At 46.5% G+C, this 17,803-nt stretch carries 15 protein-coding genes; 2 read left to right on the top strand and 13 right to left on the bottom strand.

What is annotated here, in order from left to right; translation table 11 throughout:
* Nucleotides 1–50: 50 nt before the first annotated feature.
* From AB3114_RS07160 to AB3114_RS07120, 9 genes are all read right to left on the bottom strand, one after another.
* The gene (locus tag AB3114_RS07160) at nt 51–1,064 is read right to left on the bottom strand and encodes an NAD(P)H-dependent glycerol-3-phosphate dehydrogenase (protein WP_367342566.1); all 1,014 of its coding nucleotides are present in this window, start codon (nt 1,062–1,064) and stop codon (nt 51–53) included.
* On the bottom strand, nt 1,057–1,893 hold the full coding sequence (lgt, locus tag AB3114_RS07155) for a prolipoprotein diacylglyceryl transferase (RefSeq protein WP_367342565.1): 837 nt from the start codon (nt 1,891–1,893) through the stop codon (nt 1,057–1,059). The genes AB3114_RS07160 and lgt overlap by 8 nt, the downstream gene beginning before the upstream one ends.
* The gene (hprK, locus tag AB3114_RS07150; protein ID WP_367342564.1) at nt 1,886–2,836 is read right to left on the bottom strand and encodes an HPr(Ser) kinase/phosphatase; all 951 of its coding nucleotides are present in this window, start codon (nt 2,834–2,836) and stop codon (nt 1,886–1,888) included. The genes lgt and hprK overlap by 8 nt, the downstream gene beginning before the upstream one ends.
* Before the next feature lie 30 nt (nt 2,837–2,866).
* Entirely contained in the window at nt 2,867–3,211 is a 345-nt protein-coding gene (locus AB3114_RS07145) for a PspC domain-containing protein (protein WP_367342563.1), read from the bottom strand.
* Nucleotides 3,212–3,271: 60 nt separating this feature from the next.
* Nucleotides 3,272–4,388 (bottom strand): peptide chain release factor 2 gene (gene prfB, locus AB3114_RS07140; RefSeq protein WP_367342586.1). Its coding sequence is split into 2 segments (ribosomal slippage): nt 3,272–4,327 and nt 4,329–4,388, totalling 1,116 coding nucleotides; the frame shifts between segments, so codons are not numbered across the junction.
* Nucleotides 4,389–4,460: 72 nt separating this feature from the next.
* Nucleotides 4,461–6,824: a preprotein translocase subunit SecA gene (secA, locus tag AB3114_RS07135; RefSeq protein WP_367342562.1), complete on the bottom strand. Its 2,364-nt coding sequence runs from the start codon at nt 6,822–6,824 to the stop codon at nt 4,461–4,463.
* A gap of 240 nt (nt 6,825–7,064) precedes the next feature.
* Nucleotides 7,065–7,607, bottom strand: coding sequence for a ribosome-associated translation inhibitor RaiA (gene raiA, locus AB3114_RS07130; protein ID WP_367342561.1), 543 nt, complete (start codon nt 7,605–7,607; stop codon nt 7,065–7,067).
* Nucleotides 7,608–7,743: 136 nt separating this feature from the next.
* Complete coding sequence (locus tag AB3114_RS07125; RefSeq protein ID WP_367342560.1) at nt 7,744–8,421, bottom strand: ComF family protein; 678 nt, start codon at nt 8,419–8,421, stop codon at nt 7,744–7,746.
* Nucleotides 8,402–9,736: a DEAD/DEAH box helicase gene (locus AB3114_RS07120; protein WP_367342559.1), complete on the bottom strand. Its 1,335-nt coding sequence runs from the start codon at nt 9,734–9,736 to the stop codon at nt 8,402–8,404. Before AB3114_RS07120 ends, AB3114_RS07125 begins: the two co-directional genes overlap by 20 nt.
* 40 nt (nt 9,737–9,776) lie before the next feature.
* Here AB3114_RS07120 and AB3114_RS07115 point away from each other — a divergent pair, with 40 nt between their 5' ends.
* On the top strand, nt 9,777–10,421 hold the full coding sequence (locus tag AB3114_RS07115; RefSeq protein WP_367342585.1) for a YigZ family protein: 645 nt from the start codon (nt 9,777–9,779) through the stop codon (nt 10,419–10,421).
* A gap of 37 nt (nt 10,422–10,458) precedes the next feature.
* Here the strand turns inward: AB3114_RS07115 and AB3114_RS07110 are convergent, their stop codons facing one another.
* The 4 genes from AB3114_RS07110 to AB3114_RS07095 all read right to left on the bottom strand — a co-directional run bounded on the left by AB3114_RS07110 (nt 10,459) and on the right by AB3114_RS07095 (nt 15,345).
* A complete protein-coding gene (locus AB3114_RS07110) occupies nt 10,459–12,297 on the bottom strand; it encodes an APC family permease (RefSeq protein WP_367342558.1) in 1,839 nt (612 codons plus the stop codon).
* Between the two features lie 180 nt (nt 12,298–12,477).
* Nucleotides 12,478–14,115 carry a chaperonin GroEL gene (groL, locus tag AB3114_RS07105; RefSeq protein WP_367342557.1) on the bottom strand — a complete coding sequence of 546 codons (1,638 nt, stop codon included), beginning with the start codon at nt 14,113–14,115 and terminating at the stop codon, nt 12,478–12,480.
* A gap of 68 nt (nt 14,116–14,183) precedes the next feature.
* Nucleotides 14,184–14,465 (bottom strand): co-chaperone GroES, encoded by a 282-nt coding sequence (groES, locus tag AB3114_RS07100; protein ID WP_367342556.1) that lies wholly within the window; start codon nt 14,463–14,465, stop codon nt 14,184–14,186.
* A gap of 232 nt (nt 14,466–14,697) precedes the next feature.
* A complete protein-coding gene (locus AB3114_RS07095) occupies nt 14,698–15,345 on the bottom strand; it encodes a redox-sensing transcriptional repressor Rex (protein WP_367342555.1) in 648 nt (215 codons plus the stop codon).
* Nucleotides 15,346–15,505: 160 nt separating this feature from the next.
* Between AB3114_RS07095 and AB3114_RS07090 the strand changes: the two genes are divergently transcribed.
* On the top strand, nt 15,506–17,443 hold the full coding sequence (locus AB3114_RS07090; RefSeq protein ID WP_367342554.1) for an ABC-F family ATP-binding cassette domain-containing protein: 1,938 nt from the start codon (nt 15,506–15,508) through the stop codon (nt 17,441–17,443).
* Nucleotides 17,444–17,803: the final 360 nt, after the last annotated feature.

The raw sequence follows: 17,803 nt of genomic DNA, 5'->3' as shown, positions 1-17,803 counted from the left end.
AATCCTTTCATGCCACTCTCTCTGGTAGCCAATAATAAGTATACCACAAGCTATTCTAATTCAGTAGTGACCGAACGATTCATCAGCTCAGTGATAGCTTGTTCAACGTCCTCATCTTCATACAGGACACGGTATAGAGCGTCAGTGATCGGCATTTTTACATGGCGTTTTGCAGCGAGTTCATGTGCTGCTTTGACGGTATAGACCCCTTCGATAACCATTCCCATGTGAGAGATGACATCATCAAGGCGCCGCCCCTGTCCTAACTGGTAACCGGCACGCCAGTTACGGGAGTTCTTGCTGGTACAAGTGACAACCAAGTCACCGACACCAGACAAACCGATAAAGGTAAACGGGTTAGCACCGAAAGCTACGCCAAGACGACGAATTTCGGCCAAGCCACGGGTAATCAGAGCGGCACGTGCATTGTCTTTGTAGCCGAGACCAGTTAAGCAACCAGCACCAAGAGCAATGATATTTTTCAGTGCAGCGCCATACTCGGCACCGATGACGTCATCATTAGTGTACACACGGAAGTAGTTATTTGAGAAGAGTTTTTGAACCCTTTCGGCAGCCTTCAAATCAGTGCAAGCAGCTGTAACGGCAGTCATATCCTGAATAGCGACGTCTTCAGCATGACTTGGCCCCGACAGAACAACGATGTCTTGCCGATTTTCCGGGGCAACACATTCAGCGATGATTTCAGATGGCCGGTTGTAGGTATTTTGTTCCAATCCCTTGGTAGCGTGAATAATCAACGGCTTCATATTCAGCTTTTTTAATAACTTGCCTAATTTAGTAGCTACCTGACGAATTCCTTTAGTCGGAATAACAATCAGTACAAACTCAGCATCCTTAACGGCTTCTTCCATATTGTTGGTAACGTGCAGGTCGGTTGAGTACTTAAAATCTTCCATGTACTTTGGGTTGACGTGCCAACGGTTAAATGTTTCTACTTGTTCCGGATCACGTGCCCACAACCAGGTGTCTTCACCATTGCCAGTCAATAAGTTGGCTAAAATACTCCCCCAAGAACCAGCACCAAGAACTGCAACTTTACTCATTTTTATTTTCTCCCTTCACAAGGTACCACGGTAGACGCTTTTGGCGCCGACGCGTGATCAAGATAACCAAAGCAGCCACAAAAAAGACTAACGACAATAGCTGAGAAATCCGGATCGGGCCGAGCATTAAGCTATCAGTCCGCATTCCTTCAATAAAGAAACGCCCAGTGGCGTACCACAACACATAAGACAAGAACACCTCACCGCGTTTAAACAGGTGGCGGCGGTGGCGCAAAATCATCAATAGGGCAAAGCCAACAAGGTCCCACAATGATTCATACAAAAACGTTGGTACACGGTAATGACCGGAAATCAACATCTGGTTGATGATCCAATGAGGAATATGCTGACTCAGCAGAGCCGCTCGAGTTGTAATGCGCCCGAAAGCTTCCTGATTCATGAAATTGCCCCAGCGGCCGATTCCTTGCGCCATTATCACCGTAGGCGCAATGATGTCGAGCAACTGCCAAGCAGATAAATGGTGATGACGGCAATAAAAGTAAAGCACGAAAAAACCACCAATAATAGCTCCATAAATGGCAATTCCCCCGTCCCAAATAGCGATGATTTCATCAGGATGTAAGGCATAGTATGGCCACTGAAAGACAACATAGTAGATTCGGGCGCAGATAATGGCAATGGGCAAAGCCCAGAGCAGGTAATCATAGAAGACATCCTCGTCTAAACCCTGCCGATGGCCCTCACGCACTGCAAGCCACAGTGCAATGATCACTGCACTACCAATAAATATGCCGTACCAGTGAACCTGAATTGCCCCAAACCGAAAGGCAATCGGGTTCAGTGCCCCTAGAAGCAAAGAATTAATCATGTTTCTGACTATCCTTAGCTGAGTTTTCCTTAATTAGCCGGTTAAGGTTATTGTCAAAAGTCTGAGTAGCATCGTAACCCATTGATTCAGCACGGAAGTTCATCGCTGCTGATTCAATGATAATGGCTAAGTTTCGACCAGTCTTAACAGGAATCGAAACCTGAGGAACGCGAACACCACGAATTTCCCGTGTGTCACCACGATCGCCCAACCGGTCAAACTGAACATCCGGTGTCCACGTCTCCAGGTGGACGATAAAGTCAATATTATCAGATGGCATCACGGCAGCCGTTCCGTAAAGTGTCATGACATCGATGATCCCAATTCCCCGAATCTCCATCAGGTGATTGAGAATTTTCGGAGCCTGGCCAACCAAGGTTTGTTCATCAAAGGCGTAAACTTCAACCCGGTCATCAGCCACTAGACGGTGACCACGACGCACCAATTCTAGCGCTGTTTCACTCTTACCAACACCAGAATCACCAGTAATCAGCACGCCGACACCATTGATATCAACAAGGACCCCATGGATAGACTCCCGGTCGGCCAACTGACGTGTCAAAAACGAAGTCATGTAAGAAATGGCTTTTGATGACGTGTGCTGGCTACTTAAGATCGGAATGTGGTGATCTTTAGCCGCTTTAAGCAGTTCCTTAGGAGCAGGCAGATTGGTGCTGATCACAAAACATGGCGTTTGCGGTGTACACATCTTGGTCATGTAGTCCGTCCGCTGTTTTTCCGTTAAATCCTTCGCAAAAGACGTTTCCGTAATGCCTAGCATTTGAATTCGTTCTTTTGGATAATGAGTGAAATAACCAGCCAGTTCCAAAGCTGGACGGGATATTTCCGGTGTTAAAATTGGCCGCTGTAGGTACTCAGAGCCCTGCATAACCTTTAATCGTGTGTTTTTCACAAGTGTTTCAACACTAACACTGTCTACCACTAAAGTTCACTCCCTTAAAGTCCTAGCGGTCTAACGCCGTTGCCCTTTATTAATATCATGTTCTTCAACATCGTGTAATTCTTTACGTTGTGATGGATTACCATTATTGCGATTGTTTTGGCCCACTCCCAAGAGATTGGCTAAAACGCCCGTAATGCTAGTATCATTTGCATCCGGCGGCATAACCAAAGCACACATAAAGTAAAGAATGGTACACGGTACAATTCCCGTAATGATCATTAGGACGATGAAGAGAACCCGCAAAACGTTAGCTTTTAGGCCAAAATATTGAGCAAATCCACCGAAAACACCAGCTACATAACGATCAGTTGATGAACGGGTCAATTTTTTCTCTTGATCTTCTCGGCGCCGCATGCGCCATCACTCCTCTCTTCACCTAATCTTACTTGTTTTAGGTCCAGACTGCAATTACCCTTATTGAGGATTTTTCTTACTTAATTTCCACTGCAGATAAGCATTGATGAAAGGATCCAAATCTCCATCCATCACGGCATCAACGTTGTGGGTTTCGTAGCCGCTCCGGTTATCCTTAACCAAAGTATAGGGGCAGAAAACATAAGAGCGAATTTGCGAACCCCAGCCAATGTCCAGCTGTTGACCTTCAATCTGGGCCTTCTTCTCAGCTTTTTTCTGCTCTTCCAACTCGTAGAGCTTGGACTTCAACATGTTCATCGCGGTCTGACGGTTTTGAAGTTGTGAACGTTCCGCCTGTGACGATACAACGATTCCAGTCGGCAAGTGAGTAATACGGACAGCCGAACTCGTTTTGTTGACGTGTTGTCCACCGGCACCACTAGAACGGAAAACATCAACCCGTAAATCATCTGGATTAATGTCCACTTTAATCGTCTCATCCAATTCCGGCATGACATCCACCGATGCAAAAGAAGTATGCCGACGGCCCGCCGAGTCAAAAGGAGAAATACGAACGAGACGGTGGACACCCTTTTCAGAATGCAGATAACCATAGGCATTATGACCTTGAATCAGCAAAGTGACAGACTTCACCCCGGCCGTTTCACCAGCCTCATAGGAAGCTACTTCGGTCTTAAAACCGTGTGAATCAGCCCAACGGATATACATCCGCATCAACATCTGGCCCCAGTCCTGAGCTTCTGTGCCACCAGCTCCCGGGTGAATTTCCACGATGGCGTTACGACTGTCGTATTTGCCATCCAGCAATTGATTTAAGCGGTAATCACGCAATTGTTTTTGGGTAGCCGCAAATTGTTTTTCAAAATCCTTCTGCAAATCTGGATCCGGTTCAGCATTCAGCAGTTCTACCGCTGTCTGCAGATCACCAACTGAATCACGCAATTGAACAAAGTTATCACGCTTGTCTTTCAATTGGTTATTTTCATCAATCACTTTCTGTGCTTTGACGTTATCATTCCAAAAATCTGGTGCAGCCATTTGCTGCTCATTTTCGGCTATCTGCTCATCGAGGGCATCAAGGTCAAAGAGACCTCCCGAAGCGCATGATTTCGTCATGCATTGCTTCTACTTGTTTACTTGCTTCACTTAATTCCATGTTTGCTCCAATCTGCATTTACAAAAAAGACGGGCCAAAATTCAAGAATTCTGGTGCCGCCTCTTTTTTGTATTAACGTGCAACGTTTTGCCGAATCTCTGACTTCATAAAGAGACGGGTTGATTCGTATTCAATATCAGCCACCATTTCTTCAAACATGTGGTAGCCAGCGGTTTGGTATTCAACTAAGGGGTTCAATTGGCCGTAACCACGCAGACCAACTGATTGCCGGAACTGGTCCATCATGTCAATATGATCGGTCCAGTGTGAGTCGACAACCCGCAGGATAACAACTTTTTCGAACTCAAGCATCTGAGCAGGATCATAGAGTTGTTTTTGCTTTTGCTTGTAAACTCCATTTGCCAATCCCATCAGATAATCAACGATTTCCTGCTTGGACTTGCCTTGCAGATCCTTAACACTGATTTCATCCGGCTTAACGAGCACTTCAACAGCAAAGTCGACAATCTCCTGCAGTTTCCATTCTTTCTGGTCACCCAGGGTGTGCTGGTCCACTTCGCGTTCGATCGTCCGCTTAACCATCGGCATCAGGACCCACTTCAGCGACTTCTTTTCCGTGATAATCTGTTGACGTTCTTTGTAAATAATTTCACGTTGCTCACGCATCACGTCATCGTACTGCAGAACGTTCTTCCGGGAGTCGTAGTTGTTACCTTCAACCCGCTTTTGAGCTGACTCAACTTGGTGCGTCAGGAAACGAGACTTGATAACGGCATCTTCATCCTTAACATTCATCCGGCTCAAGAAATCCTTGATGCGGTCACCACCGAAGCGCCGCATCAGGTCATCTTCCAGTGACAAGTAGAACTGTGACAGACCAGGGTCACCTTGCCGGCCAGAACGACCACGCAGTTGGTTATCGATCCGCCGTGATTCGTGACGTTCAGTCCCAATCACTGCCAGGCCACCGAGTTCCTTGACACCAGGTCCCAATTTAATATCAGTCCCACGACCAGCCATGTTGGTAGCAATCGTCACGGCACCGACCTGGCCGGCGTTCTTGATGATGTCGGCTTCTTTGGCGTGATTCTTCGCGTTCAAAACAACGTGCGGGATATTTTCCTTGTCGAGCATCTTGGATAAACGTTCAGAAGTTTCAACAGCGACAGTCCCAACCAGTACCGGTTGACCCTTCTTGTGCAGCTTCTTAATCCGGTTAACTACGGCGCGGAACTTACTATCCAGCGTTGGGTATAGTAAGTCTGGTTCGTCATCACGGATGACGGGTTTGTTAGTCGGAATCGTGATCGTTTGCATATTGTAAATTTCACGAAATTCCTCTTGTTCAGTCTTAGCAGTCCCAGTCATCCCCGCCAGTTTGTTGTACATCCGGAAGAGGTTTTGGTAGGTGATATCTGCCATCGTCTTGTTTTCTTCCTGAATTTCGACGTGTTCCTTGGCTTCGATGGCTTGGTGCAAACCGTCAGAGAAGCGACGGCCCTTCATGATCCGGCCGGTAAACGAATCAACAATCATAACTTCGCCATTGGTTACCACGTAATCTTTATCACGAATCATGATGTAGTTAGCACGCAAAGCCTGATCTAAGTGGTGAGTCAAGGCCGTGTTTTGTTGATCGTACAGGTTATCTAGGTTAAAGTACTGTTCAGCCTTCTTAATGCCTGAATCAGTCAGTGAAACCGTCTTGGATTCCAAATCGATCTTGTAATCCAGATCCTTCTTCAACTTTTTAACAAAACGGTCTGTTTGTTGGTACAGCTTTGATGTTCCCGTACCTGGTCCAGAAATGATCAGTGGCGTCCGGGCTTCATCGATCAAAATGGAGTCCACTTCGTCGACAATGGCGTAGTTGAGTCCCCGTTGAACCTGGTCTTCTTTGTAAACGGCCATGTTATCACGCAGGTAGTCGAAGCCGATTTCACCGTTGGTCGAGTACATAATGTCGGCCGCATAAGCCTTCCGCTTCTCGTCAGGTGATTTTTCTGAACCATTGACCCCAACGGAACACCCTAACCAGTTGTACAGCTGACCCATTTGAGTAGCATCACGTTGCGACAGGTATTCATTAACGGTAATAACGTGGACGCCCTTGCCAGTCAAAGCGTTAAGGTACACTGGCATGGTAGCGGTCAAAGTCTTCCCTTCACCAGTCTTCATTTCCGCAATGTTACCTTCGTGCAGGACAATTCCACCCATTACCTGTACATGGAACGGGTAGAGGCCCAACACACGCTTGGCGCCTTCACGAGCAACAGCAAAGGCTTCTGGTAAGAGATCATCTAGGCTTTCACCCTTTTTAATCCGTTCACGAAATTCTGGTGTCTTGGCTTTGAGCTCATCATCGGTCATCTGACCCATTTCTTTGGCATATGAGTCAACCTTATTAGCGATCTTGTTGATGCGCCGTAATTCGTGACGGTCACTTTCAATCCATTTTCTAAGTACGTTTGCCATCTAAACGTCCTTCCCCTATTCATTAATTATCACAATGGCAGTGACTTCCAGTTGTCATTGCAGCATTTTAGCTGATATACAAAATACATTTTATTTTACCATGTTGAGCGTCTCTTGAGAACTAATCTGCAAGAGTGACAACATTTTCTTCTTGAGTGGTTTCATCCATCAGATCCGTTGTCACAAAACTAAAAGAAAAGCACCCGGAAAACCGGATGCTCGTTAAGGCCAAGCCCTTAATTAGTCAATTTCAATTAAGCCATAACGGCCATCTTTGCGACGGTAAACAACACTGGTACCATCAGTATCAGCATCCTGGAAGATAAAGAAATCGTGACCCAGCATGTCCATTTGCAGAACAGCTTCTTCAGAATCCATCGGCTTTAAGGAGATTTGCTTGGTACGAACGATCTTCAAATCGTCATCTGAGGCTTCATCATCATCGTTGTCAACGAATTCTGGTGTCTGCATTCCGGTTTCACGTGACTTACGGTTAACCTTGGTCTTGTACTTGCGAATCTGGCGTTCCAATTTGTCAGTTACCAAGTCAATACTACCATACATGTCGTTAGAAGTTTCTTCAGCACGTAATGTCAGGAATGGCAGTGGGATCGTAACTTCCACCTTGTATGAACGGTTTGGGTATACCTTCAAGTTAACGTGAGCGATAGCCTGCACGTTGTCCTCAAAGAACTTTTCCAGTTTGCTAATCCGTTTGATGACGTAATTACGGATTGCCTCAGTTACTTCAACATTTTCTCCACGAATATTGAATGTTAACATATTGTACTCTCTCCTTTCAGTCCAAGCCAATCTAGCTTGATCTGATATCAGAAGGACCACTCTTCTCATATCCTATCTTTATTATAGAGTAGTTAAGTCCTAGAAACAATGAAATAGGAACCGATTTCACCAAAGTTTAACCTGCTAAACTGAGTCCCAGCACCTCTTTAGCACCAGCTTCATGAAATAAAGAGGCGGCATGATAGATTGTGCGCCCCGTCGTGTAAACATCATCAACCAATAAAATTCGTTTGCCTCGTATTTCATTCGTATCAACTGCTAGTTGGAATGGCTGTGGCGTAGCTAGCCGCTCCTGGCGACTCTTGGTTGATTGAGCCCGTTTTTCCCGGGAAATAGTGGTCAAGAAATGAGATAAGGAGCACGTAAGCAGACCTTCCACTTGGTTAAAGCCACGTTGTTGCATTGTCGTTGCAGTAACCGGAATGGGGACGATGTAATCTACCTGCTGTTCAATTGCTCGCTGTGTCATTTCCCTTTGAAAAATTTGGCGTAACAAATAATCACCCTGAAATTTGTAGCAGTGCATCAAGTCCTTCATAGCATCATCATAGAAATACAGACAACGATGATGAATTGCCCATCCCAGTTTATTCTGCCACTGCTGACATTCAACACAATATTTCCCGTTGCGTTCGGCATGGCGACCACAGCCAGGGCAATGTGGTTTGGGATAATGACGAAATTTTCCGCGACATTGCCGACAGATAACAGGTGCATCAATCGAGCCCAGCTTTAACCACTGGCCAAGCCGCGGTTCCCAAGATAAGTGGCGGTTACAGAGCAGACATTTCATCCTTGAGCTTCCTTCCCCGCCTATTCATCAAACGAATTTGTCTTTGCGCTTCTTGAACCGATCGGCAAACTGTATCCACCCAAAAAACAACCTTACCCGTGGGGCGCTTTGCCGATCGCCCCACTCGACCAGCAATCTGCACTAGAGCGGATGAGGAAAAAACGAGGTCATCGGCTCCTAAGACACCCAAGTCAATTCCGGGAAAAGTAACGCCCCGTTCCATAATTGTGGTGGTGATTAAAGCCTGCACTTCTTGTTTTCTCATCTCCTGAACCTTAGCTAAGCGCTCAGAATCGGCAGCATATACCGTTCGCAGTTTGAGGCCTGGCCAATGCTTTGCCATGATTTCCCGCGCAGGACGCAAATCACTGATGTGAGGAACAAAGAATAAAAAGCGTTGCCCTGACCGAACCCATTCCCCTAACTGCTTCTGCACTGGTCTTGGAAAACGTCCTTTTTCCAACTGTTTGCGCCAACCCGTTACCAACTCTTCCTTAATTTGAGGTAGTGGCTGACCGTGAAAACGCAGCGGCAAATAGCTGACTGCTAATTGATGACGCCTGACCTGACGCATCAACACTCGGCCGGGAGTAGCAGTCATCATGAGCAAACCACCATTCTTTTTGATGGCCTGCTCCGTGGCAAAAAGCAGGCTTTCGTTAGCAGCATAGGGAAAAGCATCGACCTCATCAACAATCAGATTATCAAAAGCCCGATAAAAACGCAGCAACTGGTGGGTCGTGCAGATCGTTAATTGGCGGTAATGATAAGGTTGAGGATTGCGACCGTGGAGTAGTGCGATCGGTGTGTTAGCAAATGCTTTTTGTAGTCGCGGATATAACTCCAAGCAAACGTCGACACGGGGTGAAGCAAGCCCTACCCGTTCACCTCGTTTAAGAGCGGCCGCTAGCCCCGGAAAAATCATTTCCGTTTTCCCCGCCCCAGTAACGGCCCACAACAAGCGATGCTCATGTCTCGCCATTCCGGCACTTACTTCAGCGGATACTCTTGATTGGAGTGGCGATAGTTGCCCCTGCCAAGTTAGCACCGGTCGTTTGACCTGAAATTGATTTGGTTCTGGGAGGTGGTAAAATTGGTCTAAAGTTGAGACTCGTCCTAACTGAATACAGTGACGACAATAATATTGCCCATTCGGTAAAGCAGCCGTTCTTCGATCAGACAAATGATTGCACCGCAGGCAACGTACCTGACGCCGGCCTACTTTCATGGTAGGTAGTTTCTGTGCATTTGCCACGTCCACTGTTTCATGTTTATTGACAATCACCCGTCTACCATAGAAATCACTGATTTCCATAAATATCCCTCCTAGTCATAACTACGTTAGAAAAGAAGGAATCACCAGAATGTTTTTAACAATTGCACACAATGCTGAGTATACAGCAATTATCAAAAAATCACGTTTTATCGGCCAGGTTTTCCGCATCGATCTTGAGGACCAAGCCCAACAGATCATCGAACAAGTGCGTACTGAAAACCGCAAAGCCAACCACAACTGCTTTGCCTACATGGTGGGTGATGATGATAGTATCCAACGTGAAAGCGACAACGGTGAACCCAGTGGCACAGCTGGCGTTCCTATTCTCAAGTCGCTCCAGATGATGCACCTGCATAATGTGTTGGCCGTCGTGACCCGTTACTTCGGCGGCATCAAGCTCGGCGCTGGCGGTTTGATCAGGGCATACAGCAACACTACGACCAATGCACTTGAAGCAGCCGGAATTGTCCAACGCATAAAGCAGGCAACGATGATCATCACCGTTCCCTATGCCCAGCACGACGCCGTAAGCTATTTCCTGAAAGAACATCAAATTACGATTGATAAAGAGGATTACGGTGTGAATGTCAAAATGAGCTGCTTCGTCAACAGTGACCAGTATGATGCTTTAAAAATCAACCTGACCAACCGTTTTGCTGATCAATTGCAGTTTAAAAAAGGAGCACCCCACTTTCACGAGGTGCCATACAAATCATCGAAATAAAATAAACGAGGCCGCAACTAACGACCTCGTTTTTCATTTACTGTTTCAAGTGGTAATTGTAGTTAGCAACGATAATGTTTTCCCGCGAATTCAGCAAAGCCCGCAAACGTAAGCTGGTTTGGTTATGCAGAGCCAATTGCCACGGCTTCTTCGGCACAAATTGTGGCACGAGAACCGTTGTGGAATAATTTCGCGCTGCCGCCCGCTTTGCAATGACATCGACAAAGCGAATTGTTGGTCCCCCGATTGAGCGGTAAGACGAGTGAATGTCAACAAAACGGACATCCGGGAACTCCGATTTGAATTCGTTAGCCGTCCGGTGCTCCTTGCCAGGGTTCTCATCAAATGAAACGTGCATGGCAATGACGTAGTCCCCGATTGAGCGAGCGTAATTGATAGCCCCTCTCGTCACCCGGGTTACGTTACCGACAAGAACAATAACGGTCGCACCATCGTAGTCATGGAGCTGGACTTTCGTCTTCTCGGCAATGTGAAGTTGCCGAGCAACCATCACGTAGTGAGAATGAATCTTGTGGAACATGTACAGCAGCACCGGCATGATAATCAGGTAAGGCCAGACGTTACCAAAGTGTTGCCAGAACAAGAAGACAACCAAGCTCAGTGAGATCAGTGCACCGACTAAGTTAATAAACGATTTCCCTAACCAGATACCTTCACGAACCCGGAACCAGTGGATAATCATCCCTGATTGAGAAAGAGTAAACGGAACGAACACACCGACAGCGTAAAGCGGGATCAGCATGTTGGTCTTCCCGTGGAAGATTAAGATCAAAACAATAGCACCAACGGCCAGAGAAATAATTCCGTTAGAATAGCCAAGCCGGTCCCCACGGTCCATAAAAGCATGTGGCATGTACTTGTCACGAGCCATGTTGAAAGCCAGAATTGGAAAGGCTGAGAAACCAGTATTAGCCGCAACAGCTAAGATCATTGCCGTCGACAGCTGCAACAGATAGAAGCCTAGTCCATGTCCACCAAAGATCTGCGTACCAATTTGGGCCAGAACGGTTTGGTGAGCATTAGGCACAATCCCTAAGTAAAAGCTGAAGAAGGTAATGCCAGTGAAGAAGGTTGCCAAAATCAAACTCATGATCGACAGAGTAGCAGCTGCATTCTTACGCTTCGGGTGATTGAAATTGGGAACCGCATTACTGATCGCTTCAACACCAGTCAGTGAAGAAGAACCAGCAGAGAATGCCCGAATAAAGAGGGCTGCACTCATCCCTGCTACCGGCGTACCAACACCTGCCGTTGCCCGGTATGTGACCTGACCAGTAGCAATCCGAAATGCACCCCAAATGATCATCGCGGTGATGACGATAACGAAGAAGTAAACGGGAACCGTCAAGAAGTTTGCGCTCTCACTCATTCCCCGTAGATTCATCATCATGATCAGCAAGACAATCACAATCGAAATCGGAATTGAAAAACGGTACAGCGCCGGAATAGCAGATGTGATCGCTTCAGTGCCGGCAGTCGTGGAAACGGCCACCGTCAACATATAATCGACCAGTAGTGATCCACCAGCGACTAAGCCCCCGTTAGACCCCCAGTTTTTAGTTGCGACTACGTAAGCACCACCACCACTCGGGTAAGCATGGATGATTTGCCGGTACGATAACGTAATGGCCAACAGCAGAATCAGAACGATTCCCGCGATTGGCAATGAGTACCAAATTGCGGCACTCGATAAAGTGACCAGGACAGTCGTAATTTGTTCCGTCCCGTATGCAACAGACGACAAGGCGTCTGATGAAAGCATGGCCAGCGCCTTAAACTTTGTCAGACGGGTCCGCCCTTCATCCAGGGTCTTGAGTGGTTTACCAATCAAAACCCGTTTTAAATATCGCCACATATTAGATCCTCCAAAAAATACTCAGGTGATATTCTACAACACTATTTTGGCGATTGCTAGCAAGCTCCGCTGACTTTGTCTTATTTACAGACAAATTGTTAGTAAATGTCGATTTTAGCCAATAAAAAAATCCGGTGGATTGCCCACCGGATTGATTTTGTATTTGAATAATCAGCGCGATTACATTGCACCGCCCATACCAGCACCTGCGCCGGCACCAGGTTGAGCATTGTTATCCTTTGGTTCAGGCTTGTCAGCCACAACGGCTTCAGTCGTCAACAGCAATGATGATACTGAAGCGGCGTTTTGCAGAGCTGAACGGGTAACCTTGGTTGGGTCAACAATCCCGGCGTCAACCATGTTTTCAAACTTGTCAACAGCGGCGTTGTAACCAATACCAGGCTTTTCGCTCTTCAGATGGTCAACAATGACGGAACCTTCAACACCAGCGTTTTCAGCGATTTGACGTACAGGTGCTTCCAGAGCAGCCTTGACGATCTTAACACCGGTCTTTTCGTCACCTTCGGACTTGTCTTCCAGCTTCTGCAGGTCAGGAATGACGTTAACCAGTGCAGTACCACCACCAGGAACGAATCCTTCGTCCACAGCGGCACGGGTGGCGTTCAGAGCGTCTTCGATGTGGTACTTGCGTTCCTTCAGTTCGGTTTCAGTTGCGGCACCGACCTTAACAACGGCAACACCACCGGCTAACTTAGCCAGACGTTCTTGAAGCTTTTCCTTGTCAAAGCTTGAGGAAGTCTCAGAAATTGACTTCTTAATTTGGTCAACCCGTTCGTCAATTGATTCCTTGCTACCAGCACCGTCAACGATTGTGGTGGTGTCCTTAGTAACAGTAACCTTGTTAGCTTGGCCTAATTGGTCAATTGAAACATCCTTCAGGTTCATGCCAAGGTCATCAGAGATGACAGTCCCACCGGTCAGAACGGCGATATCTGCCAGCTGTGCCTTACGACGGTCGCCAAAGCCAGGAGCCTTAACGGCACATACATTGAAGGTACCACGCATCTTGTTAAGAACCAGAGTTGGGAGAGCTTCACCAGTAATGTCATCAGCGATGATCAGCAGAGCGCGACCCTGTTGAACAACTTCTTGCAGCAATGGCAAAATGTCTTGGATGTTGCTGATCTTCTTGTCAGTAATCAGAATGTAAGGATTGTCGAGGTCGGCTTCCATCTTGTCGTTGTCGGTAACCATGTATTGTGACATGTAACCGCGATCGAAGCTCATCCCTTCGACAACGTCAACACTGGTTTGTACACCACGGGAATCTTCGATAGTGATAACACCATCGTGGCCCACTTTTTCCATGGCGTCAGCAATCAGTTGACCGATCTTGCTGTCAGCAGCTGAAATAGAAGCAATTTGTGCAATGTCGTCACGGCTCTTAACCGGAACAGACATCTTCTTCAGGCTTTCCACAGCAGTTTGGGTAGCCTTGTCGATCCCACGACGAACACCGATTGGGTTAGCACCGGCAGTAACGTTCTTCATGCCTTCGTTAACGATAGCCTGTGTCAAAACAGTAGCAGTCGTAGTACCGTCACCGGCAACGTCGTTAGTCTTAGAAGCAACTTCGCTAACCAGCTTGGCACCCATGTTTTCGAAATGATCTTCCAGGTCAATGCTCTTAGCAATCGTTACACCGTCGTTAGTGATCGTTGGTGCACCGTAGTTTTGTTCGAGCACAACGTTACGGCCCTTAGGACCAATCGTCGTCTTAACAGTGTCAGCCAGCTTGTCAACACCCTTCAGCATACGTGAACGAGCATCTTCAGCAAAACGAATTTCTTTTGCCATTATTTTGTCACCTCAAAATTTGATTTATTTTTTATAGATTCAACGTACATTTATTATGCGTGGAAAGATTAGTCCACAACAGCAACGATGTCCTTTTCGTGAACGATCAGGTACTTTTCACCATCGTAGTCCACTTCGTTGCCGGCGTACTTGTCGAACATCACCTTGTCGCCCTTCTTAACAACCGGAGCGACAACCTTGCCGTTGTCCAAAGTCCGGCCAGCACCAACGGCAACAACCGTCCCAGTAGTTGGCTTGCCCTTAGCATTTGAAGCTAAGACGATGCCGCCAACTTCTTTTTCTTCTGGTTCAGCCTGCAGAACAACACGATCACCTAATGGTTTTAACACGTGAATCCCTCCAATTACTTTTTTAAAGATTGTTTGTCGTTATCAGCATTAGCAGATTTAGCACTCAACTGCATCAAGTGCTAATTACATGATCTACTATACCATGCTCATTCCAGATTGCAACAATTAATTTGACCAAATTTGACTATTTTACGCCTAAAAGAAAAACCTAGGTCCGCCAAACAGCCGTCACTGTCGCAAACCTAGGTATGAAAATTGATAATCTACCTCGTTAATCTTCATCATCATCTTGACGATTATTTTCAATAAAGTAGATCAATGTTTGAAGTTCATTCGTCAAATCAATATTTTGAACCTGAACGGATGAAGGAACCTGCAAACGCACAGGCGTGAAGTTAAGGATTCCGTGAATTCCGGCATCAACTAGCTGGTTAGCAACCAGTTGGGATGCATCAGAAGGCACGGCCAAGATAACCGCATCGATTTGTTGGTCACGCAACTGCTTCTTGAGTTCGGACATTGGATATACCGGAATGCCACTCTTGACCTTGTTAACTAGTTCAGGACGGTTGTCAAAGGCTGCACTAATTCGTAAATTGGTGTTTTGGTGGAAATTGTAGTTCATCAAAGCACTACCTAAACTACCGACTCCAACCAAGGCCACACTAGTCAACTTATCTTGGTTGAGAATACCCTTAAAGAATTTTAGTAATTTTGCTACATCATAACCATAACCACGTTTTCCCAGTTCGCCAAAATAGGAAAAGTCACGCCGAATAGTGGCAGAGTCGACTTGAACGGCGTCAGATAATTCTGTTGACGAAATGCGATCTTTATTGGCGTTTTTTAGAACGTTTAAGTAACGGTAATAGACTGGTAGCCGTCTTGCCGTTGCCCGCGGTATCTTGCGCGTTGCCATATGCGTTCCCCCGATCTATCAATTGTGAATTTGTCTTTATGTATATTATAACAATGAAGCGAATCTTTGTGAATGTTTTTTCAAGAAAAGTAAGACGCTTGTCTCCTAATTTTAAAGCAAAATATGATAAAATAAAAGGAATGTCTAAGGAGGAAATACAATGTTACTGTTGCAAACCAACAACGTTTTGCGTCGCTTTGGCGCAGACGTTTTGTTTCACGATGTTAATTTACAAATCAATGAGCACGCACGGGTAGCATTAGTTGGCCGCAACGGAGCTGGGAAGACCACCCTCCTAAAAATGATTGCCAATATCACAACCCCCGACGAAGGTACCATTACTAGAGTCAAGGGCCTCAAAATTGGCTATCTTGCCCAAGACCAGGGATTAGACAGTCAAAACACCATTTGGCACGAATTAGACACGGTCTTTACCCCACTTCACAAACTGAGTAGTCAAATTAAAGATATCGAAAATAAACTAGCTGATTTGCAAGAGACTGACCCCAATTACGAGCGCACCATGAGCACTTATGATCATTTGCAACAGCGATTTAAGGATGCTGGCGGCTTCGATTATCGCTCACGGATGCGTGGCGTTTTGACCGGTTTTGGTTTTAGCAAAGACATGGATGACCTGTCAGTTAACTCCCTTTCCGGTGGTCAGAAGACCAAGCTAGCACTAGCAAAAATTTTACTTCAGCAACCACAATTATTAATTCTCGACGAACCGACTAACCACTTGGACATGAACGTCCTATCATGGCTAGAAGATTATCTTAAATCCTATCCAGGCGCTTTGTTAGTCGTATCACACGACCGTTATTTCCTGGATCGGGTCGTCAACGAAATTTACGATCTCGATAATCACACCCTTCGTCACTACCGAGGCAATTACTCGGCCTTTACCAAACAAAAGCAGGCCTGGCTAGTTACTGAAATGAAGCATTATCATCAGCAACAGCAAAAAATCGCTAAGCTAGAAGATTTCGTTAATAAAAATCTGGTACGCGCGTCGACAACCAAACAAGCTCAAGCTCGGCGTAAGCAGCTCGAAAAAATGGACCGGATGGATCGGCCAACGACGGACGACGCTTCCATCCACTTCTCTTTTCACAGCGACAAGCAAAGTGGCAACGAGGTATTGGAAGTCAAGCAACTGAAAGTCGGGTACGACGAAACTGTTCTCGCTGGTCCCCTTTCCTTTAATGAACACCGGAGGCAAAGAATTGGCATCATCGGTCCTAACGGGATCGGCAAATCAACGCTATTCAAAACCTTACTGAAGCAAATCCCACCGATTGCGGGAACATTCAAGATGGGCGCTAATTTGGAAATTGGCTACTACGACCAAGAGCAGCAAACCTTGCACGACGATAAAAACGTGTTAGACGAAATTTGGGACGATCACCCAGAAGTTCCAGAAGCACAGATTCGTTCTCTGCTGGGATCATTTCTCTTCGTCGGTGACGACGTCTTCAAGCCAATTCACGACCTTTCTGGTGGCGAAAAGGCCCGCTTGGAATTAACCAAACTAGCCTTCATCCCCATTAACTTTCTAATTCTCGATGAACCGACTAACCACTTGGACATTGACAGCCGGGAAGTACTGGAAACAGCTATTAACGAGTTTGATGGAACAGTGCTTTTCATCTCCCACGACCGTTACTTCATCAACCAGGTGGCAACTGACGTTCTGGACATGCACGCTGATGGCATCACGCACTATGAAGGTAATTATGATGACTTCTTAGCGCAACAACAGCGTCAGCAAAGTCAACAAGGGAACAACAACGAAACTAAGGGCGGTTCCAACAAGCAGTCCGCTAAACAACAATCGTATCAAGAAAGCAAAGCCAACCAACGGGCTCGTCGGAAGATCCAACGACAAGTCGATGCTGCTGAAAAGCTGATGAACGATCTAGAAGAAAAACAAGAGGCCATCAAGGAAGAAATGGCCAAGCCGGAAATTGCGACCGATATTGGCAAACTGACCGACCTCCAAAAGCAGCTCGATGAACTGACAAGTAAGGCAGATAAAGCCGAAGAAGATTGGACGGAAGCAGCTGAAAAGCTAGAAGAATTTGACCAACAATAACGAAAAGAGGGACTGGAAAATCCAGCCCCTTTTTTGTAACCACCGACTACGAAGGAGGAGCCGACGCATTCTGCGCCAACTCCTCCTCATACTAGTAATCGCGGTAAACCACCGAGCTCCTAGAGATAGCTACGGACAAACGTCGACGCGTACCGCGCCAACGCCTGTCATCACACAAGATAACGTGCTCCACCACTCAGAGCCCTCAGTATCTAACTACGAAGGAGGAGCCGACGCATTCTGCGCCAACTCCTCCTCACACTAGTAATCGCGGTAAACCACCGAGCTCCTAGAGATAGCTACGAACAGACGTCGACGCGTACCGCGCCAACGCCTGTCCTAGGCTATCTTACCGGAGCT

Origin of the sequence: Limosilactobacillus sp. (genome assembly GCF_040772465.1) — a bacterium.
GTDB lineage: Bacteria > Bacillota > Bacilli > Lactobacillales > Lactobacillaceae > Limosilactobacillus.
This window is presented reverse-complemented; position numbering and strand designations above follow the sequence as displayed.

Excerpts from the sequence above, each read along its gene's own strand:
- secA (WP_367342562.1), bottom strand. The coding sequence starts at position 6,824 with ATGGCAAACGTACTTAGAAAATGGATTGAAAGTGACCGTCACGAATTA.
- AB3114_RS07145 (WP_367342563.1), bottom strand. The coding sequence starts at position 3,211 with ATGCGGCGCCGAGAAGATCAAGAGAAAAAATTGACCCGTTCATCAACT.
- groL (WP_367342557.1), bottom strand. The coding sequence starts at position 14,115 with ATGGCAAAAGAAATTCGTTTTGCTGAAGATGCTCGTTCACGTATGCTG.
- AB3114_RS07160 (WP_367342566.1), bottom strand. The coding sequence starts at position 1,064 with ATGAGTAAAGTTGCAGTTCTTGGTGCTGGTTCTTGGGGGAGTATTTTA.
- lgt (WP_367342565.1), bottom strand. The coding sequence starts at position 1,893 with ATGATTAATTCTTTGCTTCTAGGGGCACTGAACCCGATTGCCTTTCGG.
- AB3114_RS07120 (WP_367342559.1), bottom strand. The coding sequence starts at position 9,736 with ATGGAAATCAGTGATTTCTATGGTAGACGGGTGATTGTCAATAAACAT.
- AB3114_RS07090 (WP_367342554.1), top strand. The coding sequence starts at position 15,506 with ATGTTACTGTTGCAAACCAACAACGTTTTGCGTCGCTTTGGCGCAGAC.
- AB3114_RS07110 (WP_367342558.1), bottom strand. The coding sequence starts at position 12,297 with ATGTGGCGATATTTAAAACGGGTTTTGATTGGTAAACCACTCAAGACC.
- AB3114_RS07095 (WP_367342555.1), bottom strand. The coding sequence starts at position 15,345 with ATGGCAACGCGCAAGATACCGCGGGCAACGGCAAGACGGCTACCAGTC.
- AB3114_RS07125 (WP_367342560.1), bottom strand. The coding sequence starts at position 8,421 with ATGAAATGTCTGCTCTGTAACCGCCACTTATCTTGGGAACCGCGGCTT.
- raiA (WP_367342561.1), bottom strand. The coding sequence starts at position 7,607 with ATGTTAACATTCAATATTCGTGGAGAAAATGTTGAAGTAACTGAGGCA.